Raw genomic sequence first — 17265 nt, 5'->3', positions numbered from 1 at the left:
CAGGAGCAGGACCAGCATCCATGCGGCCGGACGGTCTCCACCCAGCGGGCGATCATTCACCCGCACAGGTTCCTCGGCCACCTCCACCGGTAGGCGATCTCGCCCTTTCACGGCCTGATCTTCGGCCGGATGCCGGTCAACGTGGCCGCCGCGGGCCGGCGCCGGGAGCGATCCTTGTCCTGATGCTCGCACCGTCATGGTGATCACTTGGCGCGCGGCCGGGCACGGGGATCCATGTGCGCGGCCGCTCCGGAGGACACGGTCTGGAACAGACACCAGGACACGGTGTGCGACAGACATCACATGAACGGGTGACGCGTGCCGCGCTGAGGCCGGCACGCGCGCTGGGCGTGGTGTTCCTGCTGGCGATGGCGGGCGTGCAGGTGGCCTCGGGGCTGGATGCCAGGCCCGAGCGGTTCACCGGGCCGATCGTGGGGCTGCTGGCCGCGTGTGCCGTGGCCTTCGCCGCGGAAGCGTGGGGGGCGCGCAGGGCGGCCGCCGCGTTCGGCGCGGCGGCGCTGACCGGATACGCGGCCGAGGTGGTCGGGCTGCAGACAGGGTTCCCGTTCGGCGCGTACAGCTACAGCGCCGTGCTGTGGCCGCAGGTGGGCGGTGTTCCCGTGGCGGTGGCGCTGGCCTGGGGCGGCATGGGGCTGGCGGCGTACGCGGTGGCGGGCGCCGTCGCGCCGGGCGGCGGGTGGGCGCGGGTGTGCGCCGGCGCGGGCGCGCTGACGGCGTGGGACCTGTTCCTCGATCCGCAGATGGTCCGGCTGGGGCTGTGGACGTGGGCGCAGGACGGCTTCTACCGAGGTGTCCCACTGAGCAACTTCGCGGGCTGGCTGCTGGTGTCGGCGCTGGTCATGCTGGTTGTCGGGCGCGTGTGCGGCGGCAGCACACACCGACGCGGGCTTCTCGTGCTGTACACGGTCATGGCCGTCATGGAGACGGTCGCGTTCGCGGCGGTGTTCGAGCCGCCCGACCTGCTGGTGGCGGTGGCCGGGGGGCTCACGATGGGCGCGTTCGCCGCGCCGGCCTGGAGGCGGTCATGGCGGAGGTGACGGTCATCGGCGGCGGCGTGGGCGGCATGGCGTGCGCGCTGCTGCTCGCCCGGCAGGGGCACGAGGTCCGGCTGTACGAGCAGCTGCCGCGCCTGGGCGGCAAGCTGGCCGAGCATCGCCGGGACGGGTTCGCCTTCTCCCTCGGGCCCTCGCTCCTGACCATGCCGGAGCTGTTCCGTGAGCTGGGGGTGGAGCGCGAGCTGGTCGAACCGGAGCCGCTGTGCCGCTACCGCTTCGCCGACGGGACGGTGCTGGACGCCCGCCGGGATCCTGACCGGATGGCGGCCGAGGTGGAGCGGCTGGCCCCGGGGGAGGGGCAGCCCTGGCGCGCCTTCCACGCCTGGGCCCGGCGGTGCCTGGACGCGGCGCACCGGACCGTGTTCGCCGGGCCGCTCATCCGGCGGCCAGAGGCGGCCCGGCTCTCGGACCTGCTCGCGGTCAGCCCCGCGCGCACGCTGCACGGGCTGGCCCGGCGCTACTTCCGCGACCCCCGGCTGCGGCAGTACGTCGGCCGTTACGCCACCTACGCCGGGTCGAGCCCGTACCGCGCGCCCGCCGCGCTGGGGTGCGTCCCGGCGCTGGAGCATGGGCAGGGGGTCTGGTACGCGCCCGGCGGCCTGGCCCGGCTCGCCGACGACCTGGCGCTGTTGCTGAAGGCCGCAGGGGTGCAGGTCTTCCTGGCCGAGCCGGTCGCCGCCGTCGAGGCGAACGGGTCGCGCGTCACGGGGGTGCGGCTGGCGAGCGGCGGGCGTGTCCGGGCCGACGTCGTGGTGGCCAACACCGACGCCGCCGCGCTGTACGGCAGCCTGCTGCCGGACCGCCGACGGCTGCGCAGGATCGCGCGGCTCGGGCCCTCGTCGTCGGCGCTACTCATCCTGGCCGGGGTCGAGGGGCGCACCCCGGGGCTGCCGCATCACTCGGTGCTGTTCTCGGCCGACTACGAACGCGAGTTCGCCGACATCTTCGACCGCGGGAGCCCGCCCCGCGATCCGACCGTCTACCTCGGATGCTCGGCCGTGGACGACGCCTCCCAGGCCCCGGAAGGGGCGGAGAACTGGACGATGCTCGTCAACGTGCCCGCCCGTGATCCAGGCCGGTGGCCCATCGGGGCGCCGGCGTACCGCGATCTGGTGCTGGAGCGACTGGCGGAGCGGGGCCACGACCTGGCGGGCCGGTTGCGGTTCGCCGACGTGTTCACCCCGGCCGACCTGCGGGACCGCTATGGCGCCTGGGGCGGCGCCATCTACGGCAGCGCCTGCCGGGGCAGGCTCGCGCCGTTCCTGCGTCCCGGCAACCGGGGCCCGCGCCGCGGCCTGTACCTGGTCGGCGGCTCCGCGCATCCCGGCGGTGGCCTGCCGATGGTCACCCTGGGCGCGCGCATCGTGGCCGGGCTGGTGGCACGGGATTTTCCCACCTTGGGCCCGGCCGGCGGGGCGGGATGAGGCCGCTCACCGCCGCGCAACTGGTCGCGGCCGCCGTCGTGGCCGGCAGGCTGGCGCGAGGCCGGCGCCGGCAGCCGCCGCTCCGGCCGTCGCCGCCCGGCCAGGATGGCGCCGGTGTGACCGTGTCCGTGGTGATCCCCGCCCGCGACGAGGCCGCCAGGATCGGCCCGTGCCTGCGCGCGGTCCTCGCGGCTCCGGCCGTCAGCGAGGTGATCGTCGTCGACGACGGGTCCCGCGACGGCACCGCCGAAGTGGCGGCCGAGCTGGGGGCCGAGGTGGTCACCGCCGGGCCCTTGCCCCCCGGCTGGGTGGGCAAGCAGTGGGCGCTGCGCCAGGGGGTGGCGGCGGCGGCCGGCGAGGTCGTGGTCACGCTGGACGCCGACGCCCGTCCCGACCCGGGTCTGTTCGGCGCGCTGGCGGGGGCCCTGGATCGGTACGACCTGGTGAGCGCGGCGCCCCGGTTCACCTGCGACGGCGTGCTGGAAGAGGCGCTGCACGCCGCCATGCTCACGACGCTGGTCTACCGGTTCGGGCCCGTCGGCCCGGCGAGCCCGCCGCCGCCGCACCGGGTGGTCGCCAACGGCCAGTGCATGGCCTTCCGGAGGGACCGGATGACCGAAGCGGATGGGTTCGCACTGGTCCGGGACCGGATGACGGACGACGTGGCGCTGGCCCGGCGCCTGGCGGCACAGGGCTGGACGGTGGGCTTTCTGGACGCCTGCGCCCTGCTGGAGGTCGACATGTACGACTCGGCAGGCGAGCTGTGGCGGGAATGGGGCCGCTCGCTGCCGCTGCGTGACGTGACCCCGCCCGGATGGCAGGCGGCCGACCTGGCCGTCGTCTGGCTGACCGGGGCCCTGCCGGTGCTCCGCCTGGCCGCCGGCCGGCCCACCGGAGTGGACGTGGCCCTGCTCGTGATGCGGCTGCTGGTGACGGGCGCGCTGCGCCGCAGCTATCGAGAGCCTGGCGTCGGCCTGCTGCTGTCGCCGCTGCTCGACCCTGCGTGCGCGTTCCGGCTGACCGAGGCCACACTGCGGCCCGTACGGACCTGGCGTGGCCGGACCTATCCGAGGGCGGGAGGCCGCGCTTGGGACGTCAGCGACGGCGCGCGGCGAGAGCTGCCTGACCGAAGCGTAGCCCGATGAGGCACATCAGCGCCCCCGTGGCCGCCACCACCTCCGCGGGCGCGAACAGCAACTGCAGCAGTGGCACGCCGAACACCGCCAGGCGCGTCCCCGCCGCGAACGAACGCAGCGCCAGGGCGGTGGCCGCCAGCACGGCCACCGCCAGCAGGAACGCCGGTGGACAGATGATCGCGATGCCGCCCGCGAAGGTCAGGACCGAGCGGCCGCCCCGGAAACCGGCGAAGACCGGCCACGCGTGCCCCACCATGGCCGCCGCCACGGCGAGGTACACCGGCGCCACGCTCGGTCCTGCTACGGTGCCCAGCGCGGTGGTGTGCGCGCCGCTCACCAGCAGCCCCGCCAGGGCGGCCAGCGTGCCCTTCAGCATGTCGCCGGCGAACACCGGTACGGCCGCGCGCCCGCCCAGGTGCTCCTTGACGTTCCAGTACCCGGGGTTGCGGTCGCCGACGTCGCGCGGATCGACACCATGCAGCCGTGCCACCAGGACCGCGACCGGCACCGAGCCGAGCAGGTAACCGATGATGACCGCCACCAGGACTTCAACCATCGCCTCGTTCCACCTCGTCCGGTACAACAGCGCCCGCGCGATGCGGCACATGGCCTTCGACCGGCCGCTGCTGCGGAGCGCCGGCGGGCTGCTGTTCTGGCGGCTGCTGGGCACCGGCCGGGGCCGGGCCATGTCGCTCGGCGCCGACCTGCGCCGGTGGGCGCTGTTCGCGTTCTGGCGCGCCGAGAGCGATCTGGAGGCATTCCTGCGCGCCTCGCCGGTCGCCGCCCGCTGGCGGACGGAGGCGGCCGAGAGCTGGCACGTGCGGCTGATCCCGGTGAGCTGGCACGGCTCCTGGTCGGGACGTGACCCCCTCGCCGGGCCGATCGCCCGGCACGACGGAGAGGGGTCGGTCGCGGTGCTCACCAGGGCGTCCATCCGGCCACGCCGCCTGGTCGCCTTCTACCGGTCGGTGCCGCCGGTCGACGAACTTCTCCGGCGGCAGGACGGCTGCCTGGCCTCGGTCGGCCTGGGCGAGTGGCCGCTCGCCCGGCAGGCGACGTTTTCGCTGTGGCGCGATCGCGAGGCGGTGCGCGCCTTCGCCTACCGCGGCGAGGCGCACCGGCGGGTCATCGAGCGCGTACGGGCGCACGACTGGTACGCCGAGGAGCTGTTCGCCCGATTCGTCCCGTACCGCAGCGAGGGCGCCTGGGACGGTGTCGACCCGCTGCGCTGAGACGGTCACGGCACCGGCTCCGTCGCCACGGCCTCGAGTCCTGCCACCGGGTTCTGTCCCGACAGCGCGTACGCCACCGCGCAGGCGCGGGCGATCGTCGCCGCCCGGGAGGAACCGTGCGCGACGACGACCGTGCTGAGCAGGCCGAGGAGGGCGGCGCCGCCGTGGGTTTCCGGGGAGTAGCGGCGTGCCACCTCGGTCAGCCGGTCCGCGGAGGCGATACCGGCCTCGGCGACCATGGTCAGCGTCGTGCGGACACAGCCCTCGATGTTCTTCAGCATGACGTTGCCGGTGAAGCCGTCCGTGACGATCACGTCCACCGTCCCTGCCAGCACGTCATGGCCCTCGATGTTGCCGTGGAAGCGCAGCGGCGACCCGGCGAGCAGTTCCTCGGCCCGGCGGGTCAGCCGGTTGCCCTTGCCCGGCTCGGAGCCGATCGACAACAAGCCCACCACCGGGTCGGCACGGCCGAGGACGGTCCGTGCGTAAGCCGTCCCCAGCAGGGCGAACTGGGCGACCATGGCCGGACTCGGATCTGCGGTCGCGCCCGCGTCCACCAGCACGCTCGCACCGCCCCGCAGCGACGGCAGAGCCACGGCCAGAGCGGGCCGCAGCACGCCGCCTGACCGGCCGATGCCGCGCACCGCGCAGGAGACCACCGCGCCGGTGGACCCGGCCGACACGAACGCGCCTCCCGCCCCGCTGCTCACCAGCCGGCAGCCGACAGCGAGGCTGGAGGTTGCCAGGGCCGCGGCGCCGGGGCCGCGCTCGGCCATCGGTACGGTGTCCTCGGCGTGCACCGTCGCGACCTCGCCGATGGCGTCGTGCCCGCGCAGTTCGCCGGTCAGCCGTGGTTCGTCGCCGACCAGGATGACCGGCACGTGGTGCGTCCGCTGCGCCAGCACCGCGCCGGCGACCGTTTCGGCCGGCCCGTGGTCGCTGCCCATGGCGTCCAGGACCACGGGCAGCCCGGCGGTCACGGGAGCTCCATGCGGACACGGCGCTCGGCCCTGCCCGCCTCGGCGGAGGCCAGCAGATGCCGGGCGAACACGGCCGCCCTGCGCCGGCGCGGAACCCGTACCCGATTGGCCAGGACCTCGAAGCCGCGGCGCTCGATCTCGTCGAGGATGCCGCCGTACAGCTCGAAGGCGGCGCGCACGCACGGCCGCGACGAGGTGACGAGCAGATCGATGCCGAGGACGGCGGCACGGTAGTGGTCACGCGCGCGCCCGGACTCGAAGGCCAGCAGGTCCCGCAGAGCGGTCCCGGTACGGCGGGCGCCCAGGTCCTCCACCCGCACCCCGAACTTGTCCAGGTCCTCCGTCGGCAGGTAGACGCGGCCCCGGGCGAAGTCTTCTCCGACGTCCCGCAGGAAGTTGGTGAGCTGGAAGGCCAGCCCGAGCTGGCGCGCCGGCTCGCGGGCCGCCTCCTCATGGCCGGGCGCCGGCTCCAGCACCGGCAGCATCATCGTGCCGATGGCGGCGGCCGAACCGGCCATGTAGCCGAGCAGGTCGTCGTAGGTCGCGTACCGGGTCACCGACAGGTCGGCGCGCATCGACGTCAGGAAGGCGCCGATGTCGTCATGGCCGATGCCGAAGGAGTGCACGGTGTGCAGGAACGCGGGCAGCACCGGGTCGTCCGGTCTGGCCCCCACCAGCCCGCCCTCGACGCGGGCTGCCAGGGCGTCCAGCGCGCGGGCTCGATCGTCGGTCATCGTGAAGGAGTCGACGATCTCGTCGGCGTAGCGGGCGAAGCCGTACAGAGCGTGTACGTGCCGCCGTTTCCACTGCGGCAGCAGCCGCGTGGCCAGATAGTAGGAGCGGCCGTAGCGGGCATGGAGCCGCCGGCAGCGTTCGTAGCTGGCGGTGAGCGTCAACGGGCCCCCTCGAGGATGCGCTGGGCGGCGAGCCGGCCGGAGATCAGCACGGGAGGAACTCCGACTCCGGGTGCGGTGTACATGCCGGCGAAGTGCAGCCCCGGTACCCGCCGGGCGACGGCGGAGGGGCGTAGCCACGCCGTCTGTGTGAGGCGGTGGTCGAGCGCGAACGGGGTGCCCGCGCTGTGCCCGCGTGCCGCCCAGGCGGGCGGATCGAGTACCAGCCGGGGTGCGCCTGTGAGGTCGCCGTAACCGAGGTCGGCCAGGCGTCCGAGCAGCCGAGCCTCCATCCGGGGGCGTAGCTGGTCCCAGTCGGCGTGTCGCAGGTTGGGCGCCGGTTCGAGGACGCTGAGCGTGGCGTGCCCGGACGGCGCGGCCTCGCCGTCCGGCTCGGGGCTGGTGACCAGCAGGCTCGGGTCCGGTTGTGGACGGCCCGCTTCCAGCGCCGTGAACGTCTCCCGCCAGGCCCGCCCGAAATGCAGCGTGTGGTGCGCTTGATCGGCCAGGGGGCGATCAAGGCCGACGTGCATCACCAGACAGGAGGGGGAGTGGCGGGGGCGGCGCAGCCGCCAGTCGTCCGCCAGGTCCGGCAGCAGCCGGCGGGCCGCCAGCCGGTCGCACGCCACGACCACGTGCCTGGCCTGCAGCCGTTCGCCGTCCTCCAGCAGGACGCCGGTGACGCCGTCCCCGTCGGTCTCCACCTTTGTCGCTCGCACGCCATAGCGGATGCGTACGCCGAGCTTCTCCAGCAGCGCCGCCATGGCCACCGGAATGGCGTTCATGCCGCCGTGCTCGGGGAAGTACACGCCGCCGACGGTGTCCATGTGCGCGATGACGGCGTAGATGCCCAGCGCCCGCTGCGGAGACAGCCCCACGTACAGGGCTTGGAAGGTGTGCGCCTTGATCAGCCGCGGGTCCGTCAAGTGACGGGCGGCCAGGCGGTCCAGCCGCCGGAAACCGCCCAGCGCGGCCAGCCGCAGCAGCGCCGCAGGCCGGACCAGAGCGCGCAACCTGGTCATGTCCGCGTCGATGAACGCCGGCCACTCCACCCGGAACATCTCGTCGAGCAGCCGCCGGTACCGCTCGTAGCGCGCCGCCTCCGCAGGCCCGCACACCTCGCGTACCTGATCGGTCATCGCCTCGCGCTCCGGCCGCATGTCCAGGCGCGACCCGTCGTCGAAGACCATCCGGTACGACGGGTCCAACCGGCGCAACGGCAGCCAGCTCCGCAGTTCCTGACCGGCCGCGCCGAACACCTCGGCCAGCAGGCCGGGCATGGTCAGCACGGATGGACCGGCGTCGAAGCGATACGCGCCGAGGCGCACGGTGCCGCAGCAGCCACCGGGCACGTCGAACGCCTCCACCACGCTGACCGGCCGGCCGGCCGCGGCCAGGTGGACGGCCGCCGACAGCCCTCCCAGGCCCGCCCCGACGACCACCACCGGGCTCATCAGACATCCCCGGCGGTGCGCAGCGCGGCCAGTTGCGTCAACACCTGTCTGGCTTCCGGCGGGATATCAGGCGGTGTATCCAGCGCGGTGAACGCCTCCTCGACCACGGCGATGATTCGCTCCGCCGCCCTGCCAGCGACCCGCGGCCGGGAGAGGATCTCACGCGCGGGCCCCACGCGCCGCCCGACGTCCAGCAGCGCCGTGCCGGCCCGGCTCCAGGAGGGCAGCGTCGACACCGGCTCGCCGAACCCGCAGGCATCCCGTCGTCGGCCGGGCCTCCGATGCAGACTGGCCGCTTGTCGGTCAACCAGCTCGCGCGCCTGGACGATGTGCGAGGTCATCGTGTCCATGCACGCATCTCCTTCTGTCGCCATAGCAAGTCTTCGCAGGAGGAGCGGACCCGGCTGCACACGATCCGAAACGCATCCTCACGGTAACCATCGGACGCCGGATCCCAAACGGGACACGCCCGCGCATTCGTCCGACGAATCCTGTAACCGCGAAAGAGAGCCCGGACACGTCGAACGGCAGCGGGGACACCATGCGCGAGCACGCATCGGTCAGGGAGAGAACTCGGGCTACGCCATCGGAGCCGGCTCCAGCGTGCTTTGGCGTGGCGTTGACCTGTTCTCATGTGATTTGCCTTTTCAGGTACCCCTGGGGGTATGCTCCAAGCATGGAGCTGAACGAGAGCATGGTGGGCGACGCGCTGACCCGACTGAAGCGGGCACATGGCCAGCTGGCCGGAGTGATCACGATGATCGAGGCTGGCGAAGACTGCACGAAGGTGCTCACTCAACTCGCCGCCGTCTCGAAAGCGCTGGACCGGGCCGGCTTCAAGATCGTCGCGACGGGATTGCGGCACTGCCAGGATGCGCAGGGCCGCGGCGATCGGCCGCCCATGAGCGTGGCGGAGCTGGAGAAGCTCTTCCTGGCGCTCGCCTGATACTGGCGGTCACGGGGCCTCCGTGGCCGCATCTTTCTGCCTTCCGCATACCCCTGGGGGTATTGAGAGGAGTGAAGGGATGATGGACGTCATCTCGTTCCGTACGCCCGGCCTTGGCGACCAGACCTACCTGTTGACGCACGAGGGCAAGGGAGTCCTCGTCGACCCCCAGCGCGACATCGACCGCTTCCTGCGCGTTGCCGCCGAACGCGACGTCGAGCTGCGGCTCGTGCTGGAGACCCACCTCCACAACGACTACGTCTCCGGCGGCGAGCAGGCTGCGCTGCGCACGGGCGCCGAACTCGTGCTGCCCGCCGCCGCCGCACCCGCCTACCGGCACACGCCCGCCTTCCATCTGGAAGACATCGACGGCGGCGACGGCTTGACTCTCCGCCCCGTCCATACGCCTGGCCACACCCCCGAGCACACCAGCTATCTGGTGTTCGTCGACGGCGAACCGGCGGCGCTCTTCTCCGGAGGCAGCCTGCTCGTCGCCTCGGCCGGGCGGCCTGACCTGCTCGGTCCTGAACGGGCCCGCTCCCTGGCCCGTCTGCAGTACGGCTCCCTGCACCGCCTGGCCTCGCTGCCGCCCGGCATCGGCCTGTATCCGACCCACGGCGAGGGCTCGTTCTGCACCGCGACCGGCGCAGGCAAGCTGACCTCCTCCATCGCGGCCGAACGCGACGGCAATCCGATGCTGGCCATCGACGACCCGGAGGAGTTCGCCGACGCGCTGCTCGCGGCTCCCATGCCCGTGCCCACCTTCTACCAGCACATGGGTCCGGCCAACACGCTCGGCGTGCCCCCCATGCCCCCGGTTCGCGTCCCCGTCCTGGACACCGTTCCCCAGGACACCCAGGTCGTCGACATCCGCCCTCGGCAGGCACAGGCCACTGGCATGCTCCCCGGGTCGATCGGCATCGAACTGGACGTCGACTTCGGCAGCTGGGCCGGCTGGCTGCTGCCCTACGCCGAGCCGATCACCCTGGTCGCCGAGGCCGACCAGGACGTCACGGAGGCCGTCACCCAGCTCGCCCAGATCGGGATCGACACCGTGCGCGGCGTCGTCCGTGACCTTGGCGGAGCCGCCACACAGGCCGACGAACTGGCCGAACTCGACGTCTTCGTCGAGCGACTCGCACAACCCGATGCCCAGTTCCTGGACGTCCGGATGCACAGCGAGCGGGAGCGGATCCGGCTGCCGGGCGCGGTCGAGCGGTTCCTGCCCGACCTGATCAAGCAGGGCATCCCCGCCGAACTCGACCCGGAGAGGCCCGTGCTCGTCGCCTGCGCCTCCGGCCGCCGCGCGAACATAGCCGCCGGCCTCCTGGCCCGAGAGGGCTACCGGCCGCTCGTGCTCACCGGCGCTGGCGTCCCCGACGTCGTGGCAGCGCTCCACCGGCGTCAGGCCGCCTGACTTCCATTCAGCACACATCGCCCTGTCAGGAGAACATTCGTGTCCCACATCGATGCGGTTTCCGCCCGTTCGCTGATCGCGACCGACCCCGACGTTCTTGTCGTGGATGTCCGCACCCCCGCAGAGTTCGAGTCCGCCCACATCGACGGCGCCATCAACCTGCCTCTCGACCAGGTCGACGCCCACCTGCGGCGCATCGTGACCGATGCCGGAGGTCGCATGCTGCTCATCTGCCAGTCCGGTGGTCGCGCCGAGCGTGCCAGGACGGCACTCAGCGAGGCGGGGATGCCCGACGTCTCGGTCCTGGACGGCGGCATGAACGCCTGGATCGCCTCCGGCGCGCCGGCGATCCGCGGACGGCCACGCTGGCCGCTGGAGCGGCAGGTCCGGCTCGTTGCCGGCGGCATCGTGCTCGGCTCGGTCATGGCGAGCCTCTGGGTACCGGCCGCCGTGCTCGTCGCCGCGTTCATCGGCGCGGGCCTGACATTTGCGGCTGTCACCGATACCTGCGCCATGGGCATGCTCCTGGCCATGCTGCCATACAACCGCGCCGGCGGTGTGGATGCCGAGATCTCCATCGCCCGCCTACGTCGGCGTCCCGCGCACGATGCCAAATGACTTTTTGTGACTCAGCCATACCCCCGGGGGTAATTATGATCACCTTGGCCCTTGCCGCTGCCGTCGTGGTCGGCATGACGCTCGGCCTGTTCGGCGGCGGAGGGTCCATCCTCACCGTCCCCGTGCTGGTCTATCTCGCCGGTGTACCGGCCAAGCAGGCCATCGCCATGTCGCTGTTCGTCGTGGCCGTCACCAGCGCGGTCAGCGCCATCGGCCACGCCAGAGCCGGACGGATCCGTTGGCGCACCGGGTTGATCTTCGGTACTGCCGGGATGGCGGGCGCTTACGGAGGCGGGCTGATCGGACCACACCTGCCCGAAGCGCTGCTGATGGGGGGCTTCGCCGTCATGATGCTCGCCACCGCAGCCGCCATGATCCGCGACCGCCCCACCCGCCGGGCCGCATCCGCCTCAAGGGAACTGCCCATCCTGCACGTGGTCGCCGAAGGCGTCGCGGTGGGTCTGGTGACCGGGGTCGTCGGCGCCGGAGGCGGCTTCCTGGTGGTCCCAGCGTTGGTTCTCCTCGGCGGCCTGCCCATGGGTGTGGCGGTGGGCACCTCGCTGGTCGTCATCGCGATGAAGTCCCTGGCGGGCCTGGCCGGATACCTGCACAGCGTCCCTGTCGACTGGTCCCTTGCGCTCCCGGTTGCCGTGGCGGCCGTGGCCGGCGGGCTTGTCGGCGGCTCCTTGGCCGGCCGCCTCAACGCGGACCGGCTGCGCAGAGCGTTCGGCTGGTTCGTCCTGACGATGGGTACCTTCGTCCTGGTTCAGCAGGCGCCGCCGGCGCTGCTGCACAGTGGCTGGACCGTCTTGACGGCCGCCGGCGCGGTGGCGGCCGCCGCCCTCGGGCTCGCGCTGCGGCGCCGACGCCAGTCGACTTAGCCGCGATCCTCGCGCTGACCGTCGCTTGCGTGCGCAGTCTGCCTGCACCAGCGCGGCCCAGTACGCCTGCCGAGTCGGCTTGAGCCGGACCGGCCAGCGCCCCCGGACCAGCCTCAGGTGCTGCGTCTCCGGTAGCGGTCGCGCGCCGGATCCCGATACTCCCGGTGCCAGACACCCTGCGGATCGACGCACGCCTCGACCATCTGAAACGCAGCTCTGCGGCCGCCATGGCGGTAGATTCGCTCTACTTCCCGAATCACCACGATCGGCTCGGGACCGGCGCGTCGGCGACCTTGGTGATGTCATGTTGCGTGACGATGGCGAGCTGATCGGCAAGGTTGGTCAGCGCCCGTGAGGCCGCGAGTTCGTCGCCGATCTCCGGCACTGACGGGTCGGCCGGGTTACGGCGGGCGTGACCCGTGCCGGTCATTCGTTCCTGGCCGTCCTGAGTGCTCAATACCGCCCGGGCGTGAGTGTCGTCGCCGTCCTCGGCCAGGTAAATCTGTACCGTCCACTGTTTGGCTTCCATAATCTTGTTCCTCCATCGTGAGGGCCATCCCCTCCGTCGCACCGTCCCGGGCCCGGCAGACGCCAGGGCTGGACGTCCTCACGTAGCCCTGCCCCGAAGTGCTCACCTGTATGAGACCGACCGGCCCTAGACAGGTCCTTGTCCTGCCAGAGCGTGATGGAGGTGCGCTTGACGACGGTGCGGGATGCATCCCGCGGACGTGAACGTCGTTGCGCCATGATCAAAGTTGGAGTGTCCGCGCGAGCGTCGCTACTCCTCCGATCCGATGCTTTCCGGCAGCGAGAGGGCGGCTGATCACGTCGCGCGCTCGCCGGCCACCGATCGATCCTGGCGAGCCTCGTACCCTCCGGGGTCACAGTTCGCACCCCGGCCGCACCGTGACCTGTGCTCGGCGATGTCGGATTCTGTCCACCGGGATTCGGCCGCCCTGGCGGTGACGTGGCGGCTCGGTCCGGGCACCCGGCTCATTTCAGCGGGTCATGGCCCCAGTTCATCAGCGAATAGCGCCATCTGGACTCTCGGACGTCGCCGGAAGGCCGTTGCGCCAGGTGCCGGTGTATGTAGCCGATCACCTTGCGCATGTGAGCGTAGTCCTGGGCGGTGAGGGACGCCTTCTTCGCGTGGAGCAGGTCGACGATCTTGCGGCCCGATTCGTGGCCGGTGGATTCGCCGCCGTCGTCCTTCTGCCCGACCGCTTTGGACTCATCCGTGGTGAGCCAGTGCTCCAGTTCCTTGGCGGTCATGTTCACCGCCTGGCCGAACTCCGCCGCGATCGCCCGCTCCTCCTCGGTCATCGCTAGCCTTCGTCCTTTCGCAGGGCTGACGGCTTGTGAACGGCTTTCTTGCCGCTTTTCTCGCTGCGCACCACGTGCTGGGGTTCGTCGGGAGTGGCGGCCACGGTGCGGCCGGCTTCCTTCCGCCTACTGGTGATCTTCTTCTCGACTTTGCCATGGACGGTGGATCCATGGCTTCGCCAGGTGACCTCGTCGCCAACCGACAGGTCTTCCTTCCGCTTCTTCGTCATGCGCTGCGACTACCCGAACCTGCGCTCGCACGCCTCAGAGTAGTCATCGACACGCCCATCCTCGGGTCAAGGCGCGGCCGTATCGCTTCTGGGTCATGATCGCTCCGCCGCGCGTCGATGTCACGCGGCCGCCCGATATCGGGTCACCAGTCGGTCAGAGCATCGGGGGGGGGTAGCCGTCCGGTGGTGCGGTCAGACGCAAGGGCTGATGGATGTGGGCGGCGGACACGTCGGCGAGCCCCGGGGACGTAGCATCGTACGTAGTCGCCCGCCGGGTCGCATCGCTGGGCTTGGCGCAGCGGATTGAGCCGCGGTTGGGTCGGGTGTCGCCGGTGCCGGCGATCCATTGCCAGTTGCCCGAGTTGTTGGCCACGTCTCCGTCGGGCAGGTGGTCGAAGAGTGTCGGGCACCGGCGTGCCAGGCGATGCCGAGAAGCTTGACCAGGTAGGAGGCCACGATGAGTTGGGCCCGGTTGTGCATCCGGCCTTCGGCGAGGAGCGGGCGCATGCCGGCGTTCCATGATGGGCAGCCCGGTCATGTCTTTGCGCCAGGACTGCAGCGCGTCCTCGTCGTGCTGCGGGGGCGGTAGTCGTCCCCGGTTGATGCGAGGGAAGGCGTACGTGACCTGGTGGTAGAAGTGGCGCCAGCACGACTGGCGGACGGACGCCTCGCTGCCGGCGGCCAGGTGGGCCAGTCTCAGCGGTGACAGGCAGCCGAACCTCAGGTAGGGGCTCAGCCGTGAGGTATGGTCACCGACCAGACCGTCGTGGGCGTCGGCGTAGCCCAGCGGAGCGCGGCGCATCCACTGATGGACGCGGTGGCGGGCGGTGGCGCCACGGACGCCGGGCGGACGGGGCGGGCACTGGCCGGGGTGGAGGTCGCGTACTACCTGCGGCGGGAGACCTACATCCATGAACGGAGAAGAGGCAGGCGGCGGCACAGGGGATTCGCTGTCCAGACGGTGGGGGCGCACGGGCAGCCGGGTGCCGTGCGCCCCGCGCCGCCGGCGCTACTTCTTCGGTCGAGCGATGAACGAGGTGAAGATCACCGTGACAGCGAAGACCACGGAGATGATGACGATCGCCAGGGGCCAGTCCATGGTGGTCTCCCTTCAGGCGGAACCTGACACTCTCAGTCCATGCCGTCGATGCGCTCGCCGCCAGGGGCGAAAGTCCCTGCGCTAGGCCCTGCGGGGTGGAAGGTGATAATGGACCCGCCGACACGGGTCTTTGTTCTCTGGGCCCGCGGCCGCGTGGGGTGTGGTCTGGAGGCGTGGGACTAGGACTCCACGGAAGGAGGCCGCAATGAACGTGGTCGAGCGGCGGGACATCAGGTTCCCGTTCCCGGAACTGCTGGAGTGGATGGAGAGCCCGATGTTCGGGTTTCGCCCCTTCGGGCAGATCGTCCGGGTTGAGGACTACGTCGCCGATGGCCGGTACGTGCTGCGCGCTGAGCTGCCCGGGATCGACCCCGACAAGGACGTCGAGGTCATGGTGGACGGCGGCACGCTTCACATCCGGGCGGAGAAGACGCGGAAGGCCGCCGAGCCGCATCGCTCCGAGTTCGCCTACGGGTCGCTCTCCCGGACGGTGACACTGCCCGCCACAGCAAGGACCGACGACGTCAAGGCCGTCTACACAGGCGGCGTCCTGGAGGTCAGTGTCGGGTTGGCCGAGGAGGAGTCAGCGGGCCGGCGGATCACCGTCGAGCACTGACGCCTCACCGGGCGCGGGCGGAGCTACCGTCCGCGCCTGCTGCCTGGGCGAAGACGGACCGGACGCGCGCATCGCCGCCGGCATCGTACGGCATCCGGCGACTGAGCACCCGGGGCCGCACAAGTGGGATGGCGGTCGATCGAGCTGACCCTTCGGGATGTCGCCTTGTCGGCCACCGCACCGAAGAAATGGGGGTTGATCGTGAAGGAAGCCTGCGGAGTGCTGCCGACCCGGTGTGCCCGTGTGACGAGCCGAACGGCTGGCGGCAGGGTTTCGGGAGCCGGCACTGGTCGGCAGACGTGACGAGACCGAGCGATAACCATGGCAGGCGGGGGAGGGCCGAAGGTCCATCCCATGAAGGACCGTGGCCTCTGAACGGCGGGCCCTGGGTTCCGGACGATGGAGGCATGAGAATCGGGATCAATGGATTCGGCAGGATCGGCAGGGCCGTTCTGCGCAGCGCGCTCCGAACACGCCTCGAGGTCGTCGCCGTCAACGACATCACCGATGCGGCCGCTCTGGCCCACCTGCTCAAGCATGACTCCACGTACGGGCCGCTCGGCCTGCCTGTCAGCGCCGCCCCCGGCAGGCTGGAGGTCGACGGCCGCGAGATCGTCGTGAGCGGCTGCTCCGACCCGGAGCAGATCGACTGGCGTGCTCACGATGTCGAGCTGGTCATCGACGCCACCGGCCGCTTCCGCACCCGGGACGCTCTGGCGAGCCACCTGAAGGCCGGTGCCCGCAAGGTGCTGCTGTCGGCCCCCGGCAAGGGACTGGACGTCACCATCGTGCCGGGCGTCAACGATGCCGCCTACGACCCCGCCCGGCACGAGATCGTCTCGCTGGCCTCCTGCACCACCAACTGCGTGGCGCCGATGGTCAAGGTGCTGCACGAGAACTTCGGCCTCGTACGCGGCTTCATGACCACCATCCATGCCTACACCGGCGACCAGATGCTGCTGGACGCCCCGCACAAGGACCCGCGCCGGGCCCGCTCGGCCGCTGTCAACATCGTGCCCACCACCACCGGCGCCGCCCGCATGGTCGGCCAGGTGCTGCCGGAGCTGAACGGCCGCCTCGACGGCATCGCCATCCGCGTGCCGGTCGAGGATGGCTCGATCACCGACCTGTCCGCGCAGCTCAGCCGCCCGGTCACCGCCCAGGAGATCAACGACGCCTTCGCCGCGGCCGCTCGGGACGAGCTGCACGGGATCCTCCGCTACAGCACCGATCCGCTCGTCTCCCGCGACATCGTCGGCGACACCGCCTCCTGTGTCTTCGACTCCCCGCTCACCCAGGCGAGCGGCGACCTGGTCAAAGTCTTCGGCTGGTACGACAACGAATGGGGCTACGCCAACCGGCTGGTCGAGATGGCCCAGCGGATGGCGTGATCACCATGCCCGCGACCACTCTGCCGGCGATCAGCCTCCGCTTCGACGGAAAGTGCCTGCAGCGCACGCGCCGCCTGCTCCTGCGGGCGGCGCGGGAGCGCGGGCTCGAAGGGGTACGGCTGGACGACTTCCTGCTGGCGGCCGACGAGTGCGTGACCAACGCCGTGGCCCACGGGCGGCGGACGAGGTCTGCTCCGCCTGTGGTGTGCGGACGGCGCCCTGCTCTGCGAAGTAACCGACCACGGGCCCGGACTCCCCGCACGGTGCCTGCCTGACGGACCCCCTTCACCGGCGGTCCCGCCCGGCGAGCGGGGGATCTGGTCGGCGCGTCCCTGGCGGGCGAGATTGTCTTTACTACCGGCGTCGACCCGACCAGCGGGGCCGCTTCCTGCCCGAGCACACCGCCGCGGTCAGCCTGCTGGACCGGCTCCTGCACCACAGCATCGTCGTGGTCACCGAGGGCGAATCCTTCCGGATTCAACAGGTACGAACCAGGACACCAGCACGGCTGATCAAGAGGTAGTCAACTGCCAAGAGGTGGAGACTTCT

At 71.5% G+C, this 17265-nt stretch carries 19 protein-coding genes and 1 pseudogene; 11 read left to right on the top strand and 9 right to left on the bottom strand.

Annotated elements, in window-relative coordinates; translation table 11 throughout:
• Window positions 1–311 precede the first annotated feature (311 nt).
• From ACWDXC_RS43970 to ACWDXC_RS43960, 3 genes are read left to right on the top strand one after another with little or no spacing between them, the layout of a single operon-like run.
• A complete protein-coding gene (locus ACWDXC_RS43970; RefSeq protein WP_308125939.1) occupies window positions 312–1058 on the top strand; it encodes a carotenoid biosynthesis protein in 747 nt (248 codons plus the stop codon).
• On the top strand, window positions 1046–2500 hold the full coding sequence (locus ACWDXC_RS43965; protein WP_449992894.1) for a phytoene desaturase family protein: 1455 nt from the start codon (window positions 1046–1048) through the stop codon (window positions 2498–2500). Before ACWDXC_RS43970 ends, ACWDXC_RS43965 begins: the two co-directional genes overlap by 13 nt.
• Window positions 2497–3645, top strand: a complete 1149-nt coding sequence (locus tag ACWDXC_RS43960) for a glycosyltransferase (protein ID WP_449992892.1) — start codon at window positions 2497–2499, stop codon at window positions 3643–3645. Before ACWDXC_RS43965 ends, ACWDXC_RS43960 begins: the two co-directional genes overlap by 4 nt.
• Here ACWDXC_RS43960 and ACWDXC_RS43955 read toward each other — a convergent pair.
• Entirely contained in the window at window positions 3596–4192 is a 597-nt protein-coding gene (locus ACWDXC_RS43955; protein WP_449992890.1) for a glycerol-3-phosphate acyltransferase, read from the bottom strand. The genes ACWDXC_RS43960 and ACWDXC_RS43955 overlap by 50 nt on opposite strands.
• Between ACWDXC_RS43955 and ACWDXC_RS43950 the strand changes: the two genes are divergently transcribed.
• Complete coding sequence (locus ACWDXC_RS43950) at window positions 4164–4868, top strand: spheroidene monooxygenase (protein WP_449992888.1); 705 nt, start codon at window positions 4164–4166, stop codon at window positions 4866–4868. The two genes, ACWDXC_RS43955 and ACWDXC_RS43950, sit on opposite strands and share 29 nt — an antisense overlap.
• Before the next feature lie 5 nt (window positions 4869–4873).
• Here ACWDXC_RS43950 and ACWDXC_RS43945 read toward each other — a convergent pair whose 3' ends face one another.
• From ACWDXC_RS43945 to ACWDXC_RS43930, 4 genes are read right to left on the bottom strand one after another with little or no spacing between them, the layout of a single operon-like run.
• On the bottom strand, window positions 4874–5848 hold the full coding sequence (locus ACWDXC_RS43945) for a phosphate acyltransferase (protein ID WP_449992886.1): 975 nt from the start codon (window positions 5846–5848) through the stop codon (window positions 4874–4876).
• Entirely contained in the window at window positions 5845–6744 is a 900-nt protein-coding gene (locus ACWDXC_RS43940) for a phytoene/squalene synthase family protein (RefSeq protein WP_449992884.1), read from the bottom strand. The genes ACWDXC_RS43945 and ACWDXC_RS43940 overlap by 4 nt, the downstream gene beginning before the upstream one ends.
• Window positions 6741–8195: a phytoene desaturase family protein gene (locus tag ACWDXC_RS43935; protein WP_449992882.1), complete on the bottom strand. Its 1455-nt coding sequence runs from the start codon at window positions 8193–8195 to the stop codon at window positions 6741–6743. Before ACWDXC_RS43935 ends, ACWDXC_RS43940 begins: the two co-directional genes overlap by 4 nt.
• Window positions 8195–8545 (bottom strand): hypothetical protein, encoded by a 351-nt coding sequence (locus ACWDXC_RS43930; protein WP_449992880.1) that lies wholly within the window; start codon window positions 8543–8545, stop codon window positions 8195–8197. Before ACWDXC_RS43930 ends, ACWDXC_RS43935 begins: the two co-directional genes overlap by 1 nt.
• A 326-nt stretch (window positions 8546–8871) precedes the next feature.
• Here ACWDXC_RS43930 and ACWDXC_RS43925 point away from each other — a divergent pair, with 326 nt between their 5' ends.
• From ACWDXC_RS43925 to ACWDXC_RS43910, 4 genes are all read left to right on the top strand, one after another.
• Window positions 8872–9141: a metal-sensitive transcriptional regulator gene (locus ACWDXC_RS43925; RefSeq protein WP_449992878.1), complete on the top strand. Its 270-nt coding sequence runs from the start codon at window positions 8872–8874 to the stop codon at window positions 9139–9141.
• 79 nt (window positions 9142–9220) lie between these two features.
• The gene (locus ACWDXC_RS43920) at window positions 9221–10558 is read left to right on the top strand and encodes a rhodanese-like domain-containing protein (protein ID WP_449992876.1); all 1338 of its coding nucleotides are present in this window, start codon (window positions 9221–9223) and stop codon (window positions 10556–10558) included.
• Between the two features lie 39 nt (window positions 10559–10597).
• Window positions 10598–11176, top strand: a complete 579-nt coding sequence (locus tag ACWDXC_RS43915; protein WP_449992875.1) for a rhodanese-like domain-containing protein — start codon at window positions 10598–10600, stop codon at window positions 11174–11176.
• Window positions 11177–11211: 35 nt separating this feature from the next.
• Window positions 11212–12057, top strand: a complete 846-nt coding sequence (locus tag ACWDXC_RS43910; protein WP_449992873.1) for a sulfite exporter TauE/SafE family protein — start codon at window positions 11212–11214, stop codon at window positions 12055–12057.
• A gap of 256 nt (window positions 12058–12313) precedes the next feature.
• Here the strand turns inward: ACWDXC_RS43910 and ACWDXC_RS43905 are convergent, their stop codons facing one another.
• From ACWDXC_RS43905 to ACWDXC_RS43890, 4 genes and pseudogenes are all read right to left on the bottom strand, one after another.
• Entirely contained in the window at window positions 12314–12586 is a 273-nt protein-coding gene (locus ACWDXC_RS43905) for a DUF1876 domain-containing protein (protein WP_449992871.1), read from the bottom strand.
• A gap of 464 nt (window positions 12587–13050) precedes the next feature.
• Window positions 13051–13380 (bottom strand): DUF3140 domain-containing protein, encoded by a 330-nt coding sequence (locus ACWDXC_RS43900; protein WP_219508896.1) that lies wholly within the window; start codon window positions 13378–13380, stop codon window positions 13051–13053.
• Between the two features lie 2 nt (window positions 13381–13382).
• Entirely contained in the window at window positions 13383–13610 is a 228-nt protein-coding gene (locus ACWDXC_RS43895) for a hypervirulence associated TUDOR domain-containing protein (RefSeq protein ID WP_219508898.1), read from the bottom strand.
• Between the two features lie 192 nt (window positions 13611–13802).
• A pseudogene (locus ACWDXC_RS43890) lies at window positions 13803–14129 on the bottom strand (FAD-binding domain-containing protein); the annotation flags it as partial.
• A 785-nt stretch (window positions 14130–14914) separates the two neighbouring features.
• Between ACWDXC_RS43890 and ACWDXC_RS43885 the strand changes: the two are divergent.
• From ACWDXC_RS43885 to ACWDXC_RS43875, 3 genes are all read left to right on the top strand, one after another.
• A complete protein-coding gene (locus ACWDXC_RS43885; RefSeq protein ID WP_219508899.1) occupies window positions 14915–15325 on the top strand; it encodes an Hsp20/alpha crystallin family protein in 411 nt (136 codons plus the stop codon).
• Between the two features lie 407 nt (window positions 15326–15732).
• Window positions 15733–16716: a type I glyceraldehyde-3-phosphate dehydrogenase gene (gap, locus tag ACWDXC_RS43880; RefSeq protein WP_449992867.1), complete on the top strand. Its 984-nt coding sequence runs from the start codon at window positions 15733–15735 to the stop codon at window positions 16714–16716.
• Window positions 16717–16987: 271 nt separating this feature from the next.
• Window positions 16988–17239 (top strand): ATP-binding protein, encoded by a 252-nt coding sequence (locus tag ACWDXC_RS43875; RefSeq protein ID WP_449992927.1) that lies wholly within the window; start codon window positions 16988–16990, stop codon window positions 17237–17239.
• Window positions 17240–17265: the final 26 nt, after the last annotated feature.

It is taken from the genome of Nonomuraea sp. NPDC003214 (genome assembly GCF_053590035.1).
The sequence above is the reverse complement of the archived record's forward strand: the minus strand, read 5'-3'. Positions and strand labels throughout refer to the sequence as shown.